Annotated in this window: 14 protein-coding genes and 2 pseudogenes; 9 read left to right on the top strand and 7 right to left on the bottom strand. The window is 67.9% G+C overall.

Annotation, left to right across the window (positions count from 1 at the left end; all coding sequences use genetic code 11):
* Positions 1-288: 288 nt before the first annotated feature.
* A complete protein-coding gene (locus tag OG303_RS03230; RefSeq protein WP_405864498.1) occupies positions 289-771 on the top strand; it encodes a hypothetical protein in 483 nt (160 codons plus the stop codon).
* Between the two features lie 104 nt (positions 772-875).
* The gene (locus tag OG303_RS03225) at positions 876-1,535 is read left to right on the top strand and encodes a TetR/AcrR family transcriptional regulator (RefSeq protein WP_405864496.1); all 660 of its coding nucleotides are present in this window, start codon (positions 876-878) and stop codon (positions 1,533-1,535) included.
* Positions 1,536-1,634: 99 nt separating this feature from the next.
* On the opposite strand, the pseudogene OG303_RS03220 reads toward OG303_RS03225, so the two are convergent.
* From OG303_RS03220 to OG303_RS03200, 5 genes and pseudogenes are all read right to left on the bottom strand, one after another.
* Positions 1,635-2,908, bottom strand: a pseudogene (locus OG303_RS03220) (DUF418 domain-containing protein).
* A gap of 259 nt (positions 2,909-3,167) precedes the next feature.
* Entirely contained in the window at positions 3,168-3,854 is a 687-nt protein-coding gene (locus OG303_RS03215) for a DUF2218 domain-containing protein (RefSeq protein ID WP_405864494.1), read from the bottom strand.
* Between the two features lie 28 nt (positions 3,855-3,882).
* Positions 3,883-4,518, bottom strand: a complete 636-nt coding sequence (locus OG303_RS03210) for a class I SAM-dependent methyltransferase (RefSeq protein WP_405864492.1) — start codon at positions 4,516-4,518, stop codon at positions 3,883-3,885.
* A gap of 265 nt (positions 4,519-4,783) precedes the next feature.
* Complete coding sequence (locus tag OG303_RS03205; RefSeq protein ID WP_405864490.1) at positions 4,784-6,412, bottom strand: multicopper oxidase family protein; 1,629 nt, start codon at positions 6,410-6,412, stop codon at positions 4,784-4,786.
* Positions 6,413-6,487: 75 nt separating this feature from the next.
* Entirely contained in the window at positions 6,488-6,892 is a 405-nt protein-coding gene (locus tag OG303_RS03200; RefSeq protein WP_405864488.1) for a DUF6153 family protein, read from the bottom strand.
* 174 nt (positions 6,893-7,066) lie between these two features.
* On the opposite strand from OG303_RS03200, the gene OG303_RS03195 reads away from it, so the two are divergent.
* From OG303_RS03195 to OG303_RS03185, 3 genes are all read left to right on the top strand, one after another.
* Entirely contained in the window at positions 7,067-7,936 is an 870-nt protein-coding gene (locus tag OG303_RS03195) for a DUF5134 domain-containing protein (RefSeq protein WP_405864486.1), read from the top strand.
* Positions 7,937-8,154: 218 nt separating this feature from the next.
* A complete protein-coding gene (locus tag OG303_RS03190) occupies positions 8,155-8,448 on the top strand; it encodes a heavy-metal-associated domain-containing protein (RefSeq protein WP_405864484.1) in 294 nt (97 codons plus the stop codon).
* A 110-nt stretch (positions 8,449-8,558) separates the two neighbouring features.
* Positions 8,559-10,835: a heavy metal translocating P-type ATPase gene (locus OG303_RS03185; RefSeq protein ID WP_405864482.1), complete on the top strand. Its 2,277-nt coding sequence runs from the start codon at positions 8,559-8,561 to the stop codon at positions 10,833-10,835.
* Positions 10,836-10,942: 107 nt separating this feature from the next.
* Here the strand turns inward: OG303_RS03185 and OG303_RS03180 are convergent, their stop codons facing one another.
* Complete coding sequence (locus OG303_RS03180; RefSeq protein WP_405864480.1) at positions 10,943-11,260, bottom strand: metal-sensitive transcriptional regulator; 318 nt, start codon at positions 11,258-11,260, stop codon at positions 10,943-10,945.
* A 336-nt stretch (positions 11,261-11,596) separates the two neighbouring features.
* Here OG303_RS03180 and OG303_RS03175 point away from each other — a divergent pair, with 336 nt between their 5' ends.
* Both OG303_RS03175 and OG303_RS03170 read left to right on the top strand, forming a co-directional pair.
* A complete protein-coding gene (locus OG303_RS03175) occupies positions 11,597-12,016 on the top strand; it encodes a plastocyanin/azurin family copper-binding protein (RefSeq protein ID WP_405864478.1) in 420 nt (139 codons plus the stop codon).
* A gap of 140 nt (positions 12,017-12,156) precedes the next feature.
* Positions 12,157-12,408: pseudogene (locus OG303_RS03170) on the top strand (NADH-quinone oxidoreductase subunit A); the annotation flags it as partial.
* A 210-nt stretch (positions 12,409-12,618) separates the two neighbouring features.
* On the opposite strand, the gene OG303_RS03165 reads toward OG303_RS03170, so the two are convergent.
* Positions 12,619-13,194, bottom strand: a complete 576-nt coding sequence (locus tag OG303_RS03165) for a CGNR zinc finger domain-containing protein (protein ID WP_405864476.1) — start codon at positions 13,192-13,194, stop codon at positions 12,619-12,621.
* Between the two features lie 103 nt (positions 13,195-13,297).
* On the opposite strand from OG303_RS03165, the gene OG303_RS03160 reads away from it, so the two are divergent.
* Both OG303_RS03160 and OG303_RS03155 read left to right on the top strand, forming a co-directional pair.
* Entirely contained in the window at positions 13,298-14,470 is a 1,173-nt protein-coding gene (locus tag OG303_RS03160; RefSeq protein WP_405864474.1) for an epoxide hydrolase family protein, read from the top strand.
* 10 nt (positions 14,471-14,480) lie between these two features.
* Complete coding sequence (locus tag OG303_RS03155) at positions 14,481-14,720, top strand: hypothetical protein (RefSeq protein WP_405877895.1); 240 nt, start codon at positions 14,481-14,483, stop codon at positions 14,718-14,720.
* Positions 14,721-14,724: the final 4 nt, after the last annotated feature.

The following is a 14,724-nucleotide window of genomic DNA, read 5'->3' as shown; positions in this document are numbered from 1 at the left end:
CGCTGACTGCCATGGACGCCGACCACATCCTCACCCCGACGATGGCAGCCGTGTACGAGTCGCGCGACGGCGGCAAGACCTTCACCGAACTGGCGCCGCTCGCTTCCTGAGTTCTCCGCCGCCGTCGGTCAAGGCTTCGCCATGTGACACCGGTGCCTGAGCGGGCGGGAGTTACCCGACGTACTAAGGAAGTAAGGAGAACGCCCCGGCGAAGGAAAACTTCGTGATCCAGCAACGCATCGTCCTCCTCTCGGCCGCAGGGCTCGCCTCGGCGCTCTTCCTGGGGGCATGCGGCAGTTCGAAGGACCAGCGAGCCCCGGCAGCACCACTCCGGTCGCTACGGCCGCCTCGGAATCAGGGACCTCCGCACCGGCCGGCAGCGGTGACTCCGGCAGCGGGCACATGGCCACGACCACCATGCTGATGGCCAAGGCGGCCAAGGGCATGGGCAACATGGTGACCGATGACAAGGGGATGACCCTCTACCGCTACGACAAGGACCAGCCGACTCCGTCCAAATGGACATGCGCGGGTGAGTGCACGAAGACGTGGATGCCCGTCGTGGTCCAGGACTCCGTACAGACCATGGGGGTCGAGAAGAGCCTTCTGGGCACGGTCCATCGGGACGGCATGAAGCAGCTCACTCTCGGCGGCTGGCCGCTGTACCGGTACATGGGCGACACGAAGGCCGGACAGATGAACGGCCAGGGCAAGGGCGAGGTGTGGTATGCCGTCACCCCGTCCGGCAAGAAATCCACCATGGCGAGCTGACCTGCGGGTTTCCTCGATTGGCAGCAAGGGCGCACAGTTTCCAAGACATAGCGTTACGGAGCTGAACGGGGTGTACCGACAGCGCCGCCGCGTATACTGACGGGGTGCCGAAGCTGTGGACCGAGACGATCGAAGAGCACCGGCGTACGGTGCGCGACGCGATCCTGAACACCACGGCGGAACTGGCCGCCGAGCGCGGCGTACGGTCGGTGACCATGTCGCAGATCGCCGAGCAGGTCGGCATCGGCCGGGCCACGCTGTACAAGTACTTCCCGGACGTCGAGACGATCCTGCTCGCCTGGCACGACCGCCAGATCGCTGAGCACCTGGGCCAGCTCGCGGAGGTCCGCGACCAGGTCGACGGAGCCGGCGAACAACTCGAAGCGGTTCTCAGGGCGTTCGCTCACATCTCACGCCAGTCCCGCGGGCACCACGGCACCGCATTCGCGGCCTTCCTGCACCGGGACGAGCAGGTCGCACACGCCGAGCAGCAGCTCCACGGCATGATCCGGGACCTTCTGGCCGCAGGCGTGCACGCCGGCGACTTCCGGGACGATGTCGCACCGGACGAGCTCGCGACGTACTGCCTCCACGCCCTTTCGGCAGCTGCCACCCTGCCTTCCGATGCGGCCGCCGACCGCCTCGTCGCGGTCACTCTGTCCGGGCTCCGCGCCGGGAACCTCGTAGCGGACGATCCGAAGCCCACGAGTCGACGCGCACGCCCCCGCCATCACGGCCCCGGCCCACAGCACTCCGGCCACTGAGCTTCCCCGGCTGTTTGCGCAGCTCCGCATTGCTCTGGCAGCGGACTCCTGAAGTGGACGCTTGCGCCGGCTGAGGACTGAGCAGCGCATGCCAGGTGGTCACTTGATGTGGCGGCTGAGGCGGGTCGTGGCGTAGAGCAGGTACTCCAGCGGGCCACGCCGGAACCATCGCGTCCAGACGGTCGCCAGCAGCATGGCGGTCGCGATGAACGCGAGCAGCGCGATCAGAGCCGGGAGAGTCTCCTCCTGCATGCCGACGATCCAGATGGCGAGGACGTGCAGGACGTAGGCGGTCAGCGAAACCATGCCGACCGCTGCGACGGGGACGGCCAGACGCGTGAAGCGCGGCAAGCGGTCGGTAGCGGCGACGCACGCGGCCACGACGACGAGCGCGACGCGCGTGTTGCCGAGGATGGAGAAGGTCGTCTGGCTGTGCGGCGTGGCCACCAGCAGCCAGGCCGGGGTGTCGCCTTCGAGGTAGCCGACGGTGTCGGACCACCAGGCCGACGATGCCGAACCTCCGTCCGTGGCTGCGGCGACGGAGGTGAGGGGGTGCGGTACGAGGTGCAGGGCCAGCCATGAGCCGCCGTATCCGAGCACGGCCAGCGCGCCTCCGGTCAGGGCCAGTCGGGAACGGATCGTGCTTTGGGCGAGGTCGAGCTTGGCGACCGCCATGCCTGCGATCATGAACGGCATCCATATGGGTACCGGGTACTCGCCGGTGAACAGCAGCTCGAGCAGGCCGTCCGTGTCGCTGATCCGGGCCAGCGGGTCCCACGCGATGACTGTGTCCGCCCAGCTTCCGCTGTCGATCAACTGGTGGATCACGTACAGCACTTGGGGAGGATCAGCGCGACCGCGACCGCGGCCGCGATGACCGCGAGTGTCCGGGCATGCAGCCGGTACAGAGGCAGGACGACGATGAAGATCAGCCCGTAATAGGCGAGGATCACATCGACGTCGGTGTCCAGGGCGGTCAGGGCGAAGCCCAGCGCGATCAGAACGAGCGAGCGGATCAGGATCCTGCCCACCGCCTGCCGGCCCGCACGCCCGGTCCGCGGGTGCGGGCGACCGGTGATGAGCACGAGCGAGAAGCCGGCGATCAGAGCGAAGAGTGCGGAGGGGCGGCCGCGTGCCAACTCCGACAGGAAGCCCAGCGGGCCGCCCACGGTTGGTTCCGGGCCGACGTGGGCGGCGTACATGCCGAAGACCGTGAGACCGCGGGCCAGGTCGATGCCGATCACCCGTCCTGTCGACGGTGCGGAGGAGGCGGTGGAAGGCACGCCCTTCTGCAGGGCAGGTGCCGCGGCCACGGCCGATGAGGTGTTCTGTGCATGAGCTTCAGGGTTGCGGGGTCCCAGGCGGCAGCCCATCCGGCGGGCGGCTGAAGGTGCCCCCGCCGACTGGCCGGAGAATGGGCTTCCAGCACATCCTTGACTGCGCGGACGACATCGAGGTCGTGGCGGCGGTCACCGGTGGGCAGCCGGGTTCAGGCGGCCCTGGTTGCCGAACGTGCGGGCCTGCTCAGGCCGTCACGGGACCAGGAGGGCGGATGAAGCCCCGTCGCATGCCTGCTCCGGTGCTCGATGCCGTGCTCGTCGCGGCCTCGTTCGGCCCCACGGCCGACGGCGGCTACGAACTCCGCCTGGAACTTCCTGTCCGGGGTGAGTCGTGACCCGACTTGCGCTTCCGGGTGTGCAGGTGACCGTGGCGGGCGGCCAGAGTCCCGATGCCGATGACCTTCGCGAGGACGACCACTAGAACAACGGCACCGGCGCCCCAGCCCAGCCACCGCGAAGCCGCCAGCACGGAACCGCCGAGTACCAGGTGCGCGACGATGATCAGCCCCACGATTCCGCCGACCACTCCGAAGGGCCAGCGCCGTTGTGCGCCCGTTGGGTGCTGTGTCTCCTCCCGCGGCTGAGACCCTTCTGCTGGGTCGGGTTCGTCCGTCTGCAAGGCGGTCGTCTCAAGCCGTTGCCAGGTGACGGTGAGGCGATCGCGCCTGCCGATCTTTTCGAGGCGTGCGGCGACGAGCTCCTGGATCCGCTCCAGGTCTTCCTCTGCGTCGGCCTCGGCTCGCAGCGTCAGCGCGTCTGCGGTGGCCTGCATGGTCCACTGGCCCAGGCTCACACGCACGGTCCCGTGGGTGTCCGACCACTCGACGTGATGCACCTTCGGTGGCCGGTGCGCGTCACCGCCGCTGTGGGGGCGTGCCTTGTAATGGGAGTGCCGGCCCATCTGTTGGGCGTGGCGGCAGAGTTGGACGAGGTAGCGGCTCGCGCGCTCGGTTTCGACTCGGGCTTCCGCGGTCAGCATGGTGTTCCTCTCCGGGCCTCTCACTGGGTCAGGTCCTGGTGAGGGCGACGAGCCAGGCCCGGATGCCGTCCGGGTCGGTGGTGATGTCGATCGTGCTGGGTTCGATGGAGTCGATACGCCATCCGTCGGCGAATGAGGCCTCGATGTCGTCCCGTGCGAGCTTGTGCACCCGTCCCCACTCGCCGGGCTGCCGGTCGCTGAAGCACAGCATGAAGTAGCGGCCGCCCGGCCGGATCACCGCGCGCAGGCTGTCGACGTAGGCGGCGCGGTCGGCGCCGCCGAAGATGTGGGAAAGCCCGCAGTCGAGCACGGTGTCGAAGGTTTCCCGGAGATCGGCCAGCTTCAGGGCGTCCCAGTGGAGGAACCTCGCCGTGCGGCGCCGCTCGCGCGCCTTCTCCTCAGCGGTGCGTAGGGCCCGGGAGGCGAGGTCGACACCCGTGGCGTCCAGGCCGAGGCCTGCGCACATGAGGACGTGCTCGCCGGTTCCGCAACCGACGTCCAGTACCCGGCCATGGATGACGCCCGCCTCGGCGAGCGCGAGGAACGCCGGTTGCGGCCGGCCGATATCCCAGGGCGGCGGGCTGGCGTACAGGTCGTCGGGCCCGGACGGTTCCGCGGAATCGGGGTGGTGGTGCGGGTGAGGGTGACGGAGTGAGCCGGCCATGCCGGTGTCCTTCCCGTTGCGTCTGGCATCCCGGGTTCTTGTCCGGCTGCTCGTGACGACCACAAGCTTTATCGAGACAGAGTGTCTCTGTCAATCCATGTTGTTTTGATCATGACGTCGCGTATGGGGCTGCGGTGTCGCTCCGGGCTGTCAGGCGGCTACGCGTACGGGGTCGCGCGGGGTGGAGGACTGAGGAGCTGTCCATACGGCATCCGGGCGGGTTCGTCGGCAGCCGACGAACCCGCCCGGACGGCGAGAGTGAAGGTCAGGCCTGGTAGGCCACGCTTGCCATCATCCCGGCCTCGCCGTGGTACGCGTTGTGGCAGTGCAGCATCCATTGGCCCGGGTTGTCCGCGTCGAAGAAGACGGACAGCTCCTTCTTGGGCAGCACGATGGCGGTGTCCTTGCGCGGCCCGGAACCACCGAGCTGGTACGTGTGGCCGTGCAGGTGCATCGGGTGCCACATGTCGGTGCCGTTGACGAAGTCGAGCCGGACGCGCTGGCCCTCCTCGATGAGGATCGGGTTCGCCTCCGGGTCGTTCATGTCGAACGGCCTGCCGTTGATGGCCCAGTTGTACTTCGTCATGCTCCCGGTCAGCTTGATCTGGTGCGTGACGTCGGTCTTGGCGGACTTCAGGCGTACGTCGTCAGCGGCTTGCAGCTGAGACGCCGTCATGATCATGCCGTCGAGTTCCTTGGGGCGGACGGTCACGGACGGCTTGCTCCCCGAGCCCGTACGCACCAGGGCCAGTCCGTTCGCGTTCTTGCCCTCGGCCAGCGCGACGAGTGGGAAGACCCCGTCGCCGAGGGTCACGAGAATGTCGTACCGCTCGCCCATTCCGACCAGCAGGGCGTCCACCTCCTGGTGCTGGACCGGGAAGCCGTCGGTGTGGGTGATGGTCAGCTTGTGGTCGCCGAGGGCGACCCGGTAGGCGGTGTCCGAGCCCGCGTTGATGATCCGCAGCCGCACCTTCTTGCCGGGCTTGCCGGTGTAGATGTCCGGGTCGGTCGCCACCCGGCCGTTGATCAGGTGGTGCGGGTACTTCACATCACCGGCGTCGCCGCCTAGCAGGTCGCTCTGAGCGCCCATGAGCATGAACTTCATCGACATGCCGCCGGAGGAGGGGGATGCGGTGGGGGAGGGGGACGCGGAGTCGCCGCTCATGTCCATCCCGCCCATGTCTCCCATGTCGTGGCCGTCCATGCCGCCGGAGCTGGGGCTGCTGCTCGCTCCCATGTCCATGCCGCCCATGCCGTGCTTGAGTTCGGCGAAGACTTCGTCGGGCGTGCCGGTGACGCCGTCGACCCAGTCGTCGAGGAGGACGACCCATTCGTCGTCGTAGTCCAAGGTCTCCTTGGGGTCCTCGACGATCAGCGGGGCGTAGAGGCCGCGGTCGAGCTGGACACCGATGTGCGGGTGGAAGAAGTACGTGCCCGGGGCGTCGGCGATGAAGCGGTACGTGAACGTGGAGCCGGCCCGGACGGCTGTCTGGGTGGCGGGCGGCACGCCGTCCATGTCGTTGCGCAGCGCGATGCCGTGCCAGTGGATCGACGTGGTCGTCTTGTTCGGGAGCTGGTTGGACAGCTCGGCGACCAGGGCGTCGCCGACGGACAGCCGGACCTCCTTGCCCGGGGTGCGCCCGTCGAAGGCCCAGGTCTTGGGCATTACACCGCCGCCCAGGTCGATCATGGCGGGGGCCGCGGTCAGGGTGAGCTTCTGCTGCCGCCCGGTGCTGGTCCGCTTCTTGTCGGCGGCCGCGACCGCCGAGCCGGACGGGTTGACCAGGGCATTGCCGCTGCCGGAACCGGAGCCATTGCTGCAGGCGGCGAGCGCGCCGGCGCCCGCAACTCCCAGCCCGGCGAGCAGGACGGAGCGACGGTTGATGCTGTTCATGGGGTTGTGTCCTCTGACTCGAAACTGCCGATGTGGTCGCGGAGAGACGGCACATCGCGCGCCGTCCGGCGCGGCCTATATGCGCAGTTGAGAGAGGACCAGGAGATCGGGTGGGGCGCGGTCGACCGCAGCGGCGCCGGGAGTGCGCCCGGCTGCGGCCTGCCGCAGGTTCATCAGCGGATCGAACGCGGCCTGGGCGGGTGCGGCGAGCTGCACGGAGGCGACACTCGCCGCGGTGCAGTGCTGCATGGTCGGCATGGCGCACGTGCCGTCGTCGGCGCTGTGCGCGGATGCGCCCGAGACGGACGGTGGCGTCCCGGCCGGCATGGCGTGAACGGCGTGAGCCATGTCCGGCATGGAGGAGGTATCCATCGCGGGCGTCTCGTGGTGGACGAGTACAGCCAGCGCGACGCACAGGGTGAGGAACACCCCGTACGCCCAGCGGACGGCTATGCCGCCGCGAGCTGACCGAATCGTCATGCGCTCCGCCTGTCTGCCGTGATTGCCGGACAGCATCTTACCCCCAGGGGGTACCTGGTGCTCGGCACTGGTCCTCCCGTCGGCCGCGCCGGTTCACCACTGGCCTCCTGAACGCCCTCCGACCCTGCGACGTACTAAGGGCGTTAGCAGTGATGGTCCATCGGGATGGTGAACATGGCAACTCTGGCGCTCAGTTGGACCGTGGCGGTGGTCGCCGTTCTGGTGGCCGCCGTCAGTGCGGTGCGGGTGATGACCACCAGTGGCGAGATCCGGTTCGCGGCGGGCGGCGACCTGCTGATGGGGCTGTGCATGGCTGCCATGGCGCTGCCGGCGACAGTGGGCTGGTATGCGGGTTACGGCATGTGGTGGGCGGGGGTGTTCGGCATCCTCGGACTCGGGGGCGTGGCGATGGCGGTCAAGCACGCGCGCGCGTGCGGGTGGAGAGAGGGTCGTCACTGGGTGCATCTCGTCGTGGGCAGCGTCGGGATGGTGATCATGACGCTCGCCATGACGAGTACGTCGTCGGGGCCGGTGCTGGCCCTGGGCAGCTCCTCCATGACGCACATGCCGGGCATGGAGAACATGGCGGGCGCGACCAGCGCGCACGGGATGGCCGGCGTGGAGTCCATGGAAGGGATGGGCTCGATGCAGGGGATGGACATGCCGGGGATGGCGCATACCGTTGCCGACTCTGGTTCCTCCGCGGGGTCCGGTTCCGTGTGGCGATTCGTGATCGCGGGGCTCGCCGTGTACTTCCTGCTGTCGATCGGCGCGTCGGTGTGGGCGAGGGCCAGGGGCGCCAGTCGGAGCCGGCGGGGTGCCGACTCGCGGTTCGGCTGGGTTCGGTGGCTGCTGGCCATGCCGGACACGGTGCTCGTCTTCCTGGCGTCATTGACGCTCGCGGTGTGGGGCAGGGCAAGGTCGGCGGAGCGGTCCGAGCGCGGTCGGCGCCGCAAACTCGGAGCCGCGCCGGACGCGGCGCTGGCGGCGCACATCGGCATGGGCGGGACCATGTCCGCGATGCTGTTGATGATGGCCGCGTGATCGCCGGGAGTCGTTGACCGGATCGGCGACGGGGGCTCGATCCTGTATCGCCTTCACACCAGCGCGCGTGCTGCCCTTTGCGGAGAGGTTCGTGTGAAGGGCGCCACAGCTGGATGGAATACCCCCAGGGGGTATAGTGTTCTCGTTGCCGGGAGGGGCCGGGGAACGACGCCCTTCCCGGAGAGCGACCTACGCGTCTACACCCCGAGGGAAAAGCCATGACTACTGAGACGAACTCCGGCTCCTGCTGCGGCACCGGTTCCTGCGGCTCCGGCGCCACGGTCGACGTCCAGGGCGTCGGTGTCACCACGGTCTACAAGGTGTCTGGGATGACCTGTGGCCACTGCGAGGGCGCGGTCTCCCAGGAGATCTCCGCGCTCGACGGCGTCACCGCGGTCACGGCCGTCGCCAAGACCGGCGAGGTGACTGTCATATCCGCCGCCCCGCTCGACGAAGAGGCTGTCCGCGCCGCCGTCGACGACGCCGGCTACGAGCTCGTCGGCCAGGCCTGACGGCTCCGCCGGGGGCAGGCCCCGGCAACGCGCAAACCCTCCCCGCGCCGAGGCGTGCCGCTCCGCTCATACGGACGCCGTACGCCCCGGCCTACCCAGGAGATACGCCCATGACCAGCACGGCTCCCGAGAAAGCAGTCCCGGAGGCACCACCCGCGCCCGCCCATGAGGTCGAGCTCTCCATCGGCGGGATGACCTGCGCCTCCTGCGCCGCCCGCATCGAGAAGAAGCTCAACCGCCTGGACGGCGTCACCGCGACCGTCAACTTCGCCACCGAGAAGGCGAAGGTCGCGTACGCGGGAGGCGTCGAGGTGGCCGACCTCATCGCCACTGTCGAGAAGACGGGCTACACCGCCGAAGAGCCGCCCCCACCCGCCACCGCGACCGAGGGAGAGACGCAGACCGCCCCGGCGGCGGACGGCGAGCTGCTGTCGTTGCGACAGCGTCTGTATGTGTCGCTCGTGCTCACGGTGCCCGTCGTCCTGATGGCGATGGTGCCGTCCCTGCAGTTCGACAACTGGCAGTGGCTGTCGCTGACGCTGGCCGCACCTGTCGTGGTCTGGGGCGCCTTCCCCTTCCACAAGGCCGCCTGGACGAACGCCCGGCACGGTGCAGCGACCATGGACACCCTGGTGTCCATCGGCACGCTCGCCGCGCTCGGCTGGTCGGTGTGGGCGCTGTTCTGGGGCGACGCCGGGATGCCCGGCATGCGGCACGGCTTCGAGTTCACCATCTCCCGCGGCGGCGGCTCATCCTCCATATATCTGGAGGCCGCGGCCGGCGTGACAACGTTCATCCTCGCCGGGCGCTACCTGGAGGCGAAGTCCAAGCGCAAAGCGGGTGCGGCGCTGCGGGCACTGCTGGAGCTGGGCGCAAAGGACGTCTCCGTGCTGCGGGGCGCCAAGGAAGTACGCATCCCGGTCGCGCAGTTGGCCGTCGGTGACCGTTTCGTCGTACGGCCCGGGGAGAAGATCGCGACCGATGGCGCCGTCGTCGAGGGCGCCTCCGCGGTGGACGCGTCCATGCTGACCGGCGAGTCGGTGCCGGTGGACGTGACGGTGGGGGACACGGTCACCGGGGCCACGGTCAACGCGGGCGGTCGGCTCGTCGTCGAGGTCACCCGGGTCGGCGCGGACACCCAGCTGGCGCGGATGGCCCGGCTTGTGGAGGACGCGCAGAACGGCAAGGCGGAGGTGCAGCGGCTTGCCGACCGGATCTCCGGGATCTTCGTGCCGATGGTGCTGCTGATCGCTGCCGGTACGTTCGGAGCGTGGCTCGGAATCACCGGCGACACCGTCGCCGCGTTCACCGCAGCCGTCGCAGTCCTGATCATCGCCTGCCCATGCGCGCTGGGGCTCGCCACCCCGACCGCGCTGATGGTCGGCACGGGGCGGGGCGCCCAGCTGGGCATCCTCATCAAGGGCCCCGAGGTCCTGGAGTCCACGCGCCGCGTCGACACCGTGGTCCTCGACAAGACCGGCACGGTCACCACAGGCCGGATGCAACTCCAGGACGTGTTCAGCGCACCCGGTGTGGATGAGAACGAACTGCTGCGGTTGGCGGGCGCGTTGGAGTACGCCTCGGAGCACCCGATAGCGCAGGCCATCGCGGCCGGTGCGGTCGAGCGGGTGGGAAGCCTGCCGGTGCCGGAGAACTTCGAGAACGTCGCCGGCCTCGGCGTCCAGGGTGTCGTCGACGGTCACGCAGTGCTCGTCGGGCGCGAGAAGCTCCTGCGGGAGTGGGTCATCGAATTGCCCCACGAGCTGGCCGAGGCCAAGGCCGCGGCGGAGGCCGAGGGACGTACGGCGGTCGCCGTGGCCTGGGACGGCGAGGCGCGCGGCGTCCTCACCGTCGCCGACGCGGTCAAGGAGACCAGCGCCGAAGCGGTGGCCGAGCTCCGCAGGCTGGGCCTGAAGCCCGTCCTGCTGACCGGCGACAACCAACTCGTCGCCGAGTCCGTGGCCAGGACTGTCGGCATCGACGAGGTGATCGCGGAGGTCCTGCCGCAGGACAAGGTCGACGTGGTCAAGCGACTGCAGGGCGAGGGCCGTACGGTCGCCATGGTCGGCGACGGCGTCAATGACGCGGCCGCGCTCGCCACCGCCGACCTGGGCCTGGCGATGGGCACCGGCACGGACGCGGCCATCGAGGCGGGCGACCTGACCCTCGTGCGCGGCGACCTGCGCGTAGCCGCGGATGCGATCCGCCTCTCGCGTCGGACCCTCGCCACCATCAAGGGCAACCTCTCCTGGGCCTTCGGCTACAACGTCGCGGCCCTGCCGCTGGCCGCCTTCGGCATGCTGAACCCGATGATCGCGGGCGCCGCGATGGCCTTCTCGTCGGTCTTCGTGGTGACCAACAGCCTGCGGTTGCGGTCCTTCAAGTAAGCCCGTGAGTAACACCGTTGAAGGAGGCGCCCGGGCCTTCCGCCCGGGCGCCTCGGCATGAGAGGTGTCCAGACGTTCCGGCCTCGGCCTGGCAACTCAGTTGAAGGTCAGGTGCGCAAGAAGCGGGCGACGGCTTGTGAAGCCTCGGCCACCTTGTCCCGCGCCTCGTCCCCTCCCGCTGTGACAGCCTTCTGGACGCAGTGCTCGAGGTGGTCTTCCAGCAGGTGCACAGCCACCGCCTGGAGGGCTTTGGTGGTGGCCGCGACCTGGGTGAGCACATCGATGCAGTACTGGTCTTGCTGCACCAGGCGCTGCAGACCCTGGACCTGGCCCTCGACGCGGCGGAGCCGTTTGAGGCTCGCGTCCTTGTCATCGTGATATCCCGGCGGCGCCTGTTCCGCCGCGCTGGGCTCCAGCTGCTCCATACGCCGGAACAGGATCCGTCTCGGCCACGGCACCACAGCGCGGACCTTCGCACACCCGACTCCGCGGACGGTGCTGCCGTCGACGATCCGAGGACCGTTGCTACTAAGTTAATTAGGACTCAGGGTGGTGTCGGCCGCCGACCGGAGGTCAAGGTCGGGCGCTCTCCGTCGCCAGGTCCGTCGGCCAGTGGGCTCGACCTCAAGGAGTAGTCCTCATGCGCGGTCAGCGTCCTGAACGGGGTGCTCCTCATGTCCGTATCTCCCATAGAGGGCCTCTCGTGGCAGACGGAGACAAGCCCGGCGGCTCGCGAGTGGACCCCGAAGGGGATGAGCCACATGGCGATCTCGACACGAGTTGCACTCCGTACGACTGCGCTGGCGTTCTCCGCCGCTCTCGTCCTGGCAGCCTGCTCGAACGGAGGCGGCGGCGGTCAGGCGAACGAATCAGGAAGCGCCGCCACGAGCAAGGCCGGCTCCGGTACACAGGTGACAGTCACCGAGACCGAGTACGGGCTGAAACTGTCCCGGAACTCCTTTGCCCCGGGCACCTACACCTTCACCGCCGACAACACCGGAAAGGTCGCGCACGCCCTGGAAATCGAGGGGCCCGGTATCCCGGAAGCCAAGACCAAGACCATCCAGGGCGGTGAAAAGGCAGAGGTGACGGTGACCCTCAAGAAGGGCAGCTACGAGCTGTACTGCCCCGTGAGCAACCACAAGGGGCTCGGCATGGAGCAGCGGATCGAAGTCGGCTGACACGCCTCGGCCGCCGCCTCATGGGCGCTCCGGGAGACACGGCGTTGATCGCGGTGTCGCACGTTCCGCCGACAGCGCGTGATTGGCATGATGCGTCACGGCGGTGACCGGGTGCGGAGCCCGTCACGGGAAGGGGCCGAGTGGAGAGTTCCGACTGGCAATCGGTACTGGTGCTCCTGGTGCTCGTCGTCGCGGCGATCGTCCTGTTGCACGCCGCCTCGATTGCACTGCGGGCGGTCCGCGAACCTCTGCAGACAGGCCCGTTCAGCGGAGGCCTCGCACCGCAGGAGCACGCTCTGTCCCGGTTCCACGTCCGCTGGTACCCGGTCACGATGATCTTTCTCGCCTTCGACATGGAGATGCTCTTCATGTATCCGTGGACGAAGGTCGTCTCGGCCGAGTGACCGACTGATCTCACACCTACCCGCCAACACCCCGACTGCGAAGAGCCGATGAACGTCGCCGATCAGTAAACGTAGACGTACTGATTGAGGACGTTGATCGAAGGCGACGGATGGCTCTTGGTGGTGCCGTTGGGGTGCACCCAACGCGACAGATGTGTCGCAGGCGTAGGGCCTACTTGGATGTACCGAGGGTAACGATCACTCCGCTGATCTGGGGTTTTTGCGCTGGTTGGCATTGAAGCGCGCTTTCTTCTGACGATTCCCGCACGTGTTCATGTCACACCATTTGCGGGTGCGGCTTTGGCTGGTGTCGAAGAATGCGGCTTGGCAGGTTGGTGAGGCACACAAGGCCAATTTCCCGTCTCGTTCGCCCGCGATGATGCTGATCGCGTCGGCGGCGATCACGCTGAGGGCATCTTCCACGCAGGAAGCCGAGCTGAGCCGCCATCGCCGCTTACCCTCGGGCGTCAGGATCGCCGGGGCCCGACCCTGAGCGCTGCAGTCATTGATGACTTGGACAGCAGACGCAGGCAGAGCGTCCTGGATCGCGGCCGCTGTCGCGGCGGCGTGAATCGACTCCCTCAGCTCCCGAGCGAGGTCGAGCTGGGCAGTGGTGCAGGAGTCCACGGCGAGGCCGTTCACCGCCAGCCAGTCGGCGAGCCGGTGCGGCGTGGGAATGCGCTCCACAGCGTCGCCATGACGCTCCGACAGAGTCCCCGTGAAGCTGGTCGCCAGCACATTACCGAGGCGGAAGTCAGGGAACCCAGCACGCATGGAACCACCTTAGCCGGTTGCAGGGTGGCTCGGAGAACTGCTAGAACCGCCTTAGACGGTTCGCAACAGTTCGTAGCCGGTTCCACGATGGCCAGGAGGTCTCATGCCCCCTCTAACCAGCGACGTGCAAGCCTTTGAAGCCCACGCAACTGACGCTGACCTCGACGATCTGCGCGCGCGACTGGCCGCGGCGCGACTACCGGAGGCTGAGACGGTCTATCGCGCCGAGCCCGACCCTCGCCGATGGGAACAGGGCGTTCCTCTCGCCGATCTCGTCGGTGTCGTGAACTACTGGCGCACCGGGTACAACTGGCGGTCGTTCGAAGCGCGCCTCAACCGGATCGGCCAGTTCCGCACGACCATTGATGATCTGGGAATCCACTTCCTGCACCGCCGATCCGCGCGCGCAGATGCCACTCCTCTGATCTTGACGCACGGCTGGCCAGGCAGCATTGCTGAGTTCATCGATGTAGTAGACGAGCTGGCAGATCCGAAAGATGCAGACGCGCCGGCGTTCCACGTCGTGGTCCCGTCGCTACCAGGCTTTGGGTACAGCGACAAGCCGGCCACCACCGGGTGGGGAACCGAAAGGATCGCGGCCGCATGGGTGGAACTGATGGGAAGGCTCGGCTACGGCAACTTCCTGGCCCACGGCGGCGACTGGGGAGGCAATATCACCACGGTTCTCGGCGGCAGGTTCCCGGCGCACGTTCTCGGTATCCACACATTGTTCGCGGAGGCGCCGCCCGGGTTGACAACGGACGGGCTGATGGCGGCCGAGCGCAAGTGGACCGAGGAAACCCGCGATTTCTGGCGCCACCGCGCGGCGTACGCGAAGCAGCAGGCGACCCGACCGCAGACCATCGGCTACTCGCTCGTCGACTCACCGGTCGGGCTTCTTGCCTGGATCCTTGACAAGTTCGCCGAGTGGTCAGACACCGAAGACAGCCCGTTCGAAACGATTTCTATAGACCGCGTTCTTGACGACGTCACCTTGTATTGGCTGACGCGGACCGGCGCATCGGCGGCCCGCATTTACTACGAAAGCCACAACTCGCTCGATCCCGAACTTCGGGTCGACGTCCCGTCAGCAATCACTATGTATCCCCGCGACATCGAGAAGTGTCCGCGCCCCTGGGCGCAGGAGCGGTACCGACAGATCGTCCGATGGAGGTCGCCCGAAAACGGTGGACATTTCCCATCGCTGGAGGTTCCCCAGTATTTCGTCAAAGACCTGCAAGAGGGCCTCGCGGCAGTGCTGGCCGCCAATCGGTGAACGCGGCTGGGTGCCCGCACTCGATCACCGCCTGATTTGGCTGAAGGCGTTGCCCGACGGCTTCCAGACCGAGTTCATCGAGACGGCCGAACGTGGTCAGACCGGGCGCAGCGAAGATGGCGTGGAGCATGTCGAGGTCTTTCGGATGGGCAGTGTAGGAACTTCCATCCTGGAAGACCTCGACGCCTACCCGCCAACACCTCCGACTGCACCCTCTACTGCGAAGAGCCGAATCGGCTCTTCGCAGTAGAGGG

The organism is Streptomyces sp. NBC_00005 (genome assembly GCF_045160215.1).
Lineage (GTDB): Bacteria > Actinomycetota > Actinomycetes > Streptomycetales > Streptomycetaceae > Streptomyces.
The sequence above is the reverse complement of the archived record's forward strand: the minus strand, read 5'-3'. Positions and strand labels throughout refer to the sequence as shown.

Bases quoted from the DNA above. Each gene is read 5' to 3' on its own strand.
- OG303_RS03180 (WP_405864480.1), bottom strand. From the start codon at position 11,260: ATGGAGCAGCTGGAGCCCAGCGCGGCGGAACAGGCGCCGCCGGGATAT.
- OG303_RS03215 (WP_405864494.1), bottom strand. From the start codon at position 3,854: ATGCTGACCGCGGAAGCCCGAGTCGAAACCGAGCGCGCGAGCCGCTAC.
- OG303_RS03175 (WP_405864478.1), top strand. From the start codon at position 11,597: ATGGCGATCTCGACACGAGTTGCACTCCGTACGACTGCGCTGGCGTTC.
- OG303_RS03190 (WP_405864484.1), top strand. From the start codon at position 8,155: ATGACTACTGAGACGAACTCCGGCTCCTGCTGCGGCACCGGTTCCTGC.
- OG303_RS03165 (WP_405864476.1), bottom strand. From the start codon at position 13,194: ATGCGTGCTGGGTTCCCTGACTTCCGCCTCGGTAATGTGCTGGCGACC.
- OG303_RS03230 (WP_405864498.1), top strand. From the start codon at position 289: ATGCGGCAGTTCGAAGGACCAGCGAGCCCCGGCAGCACCACTCCGGTC.
- OG303_RS03200 (WP_405864488.1), bottom strand. From the start codon at position 6,892: ATGACGATTCGGTCAGCTCGCGGCGGCATAGCCGTCCGCTGGGCGTAC.
- OG303_RS03195 (WP_405864486.1), top strand. From the start codon at position 7,067: ATGGCAACTCTGGCGCTCAGTTGGACCGTGGCGGTGGTCGCCGTTCTG.
- OG303_RS03205 (WP_405864490.1), bottom strand. From the start codon at position 6,412: ATGAACAGCATCAACCGTCGCTCCGTCCTGCTCGCCGGGCTGGGAGTT.
- OG303_RS03210 (WP_405864492.1), bottom strand. From the start codon at position 4,518: ATGGCCGGCTCACTCCGTCACCCTCACCCGCACCACCACCCCGATTCC.
- OG303_RS03160 (WP_405864474.1), top strand. From the start codon at position 13,298: ATGCCCCCTCTAACCAGCGACGTGCAAGCCTTTGAAGCCCACGCAACT.
- OG303_RS03185 (WP_405864482.1), top strand. From the start codon at position 8,559: ATGACCAGCACGGCTCCCGAGAAAGCAGTCCCGGAGGCACCACCCGCG.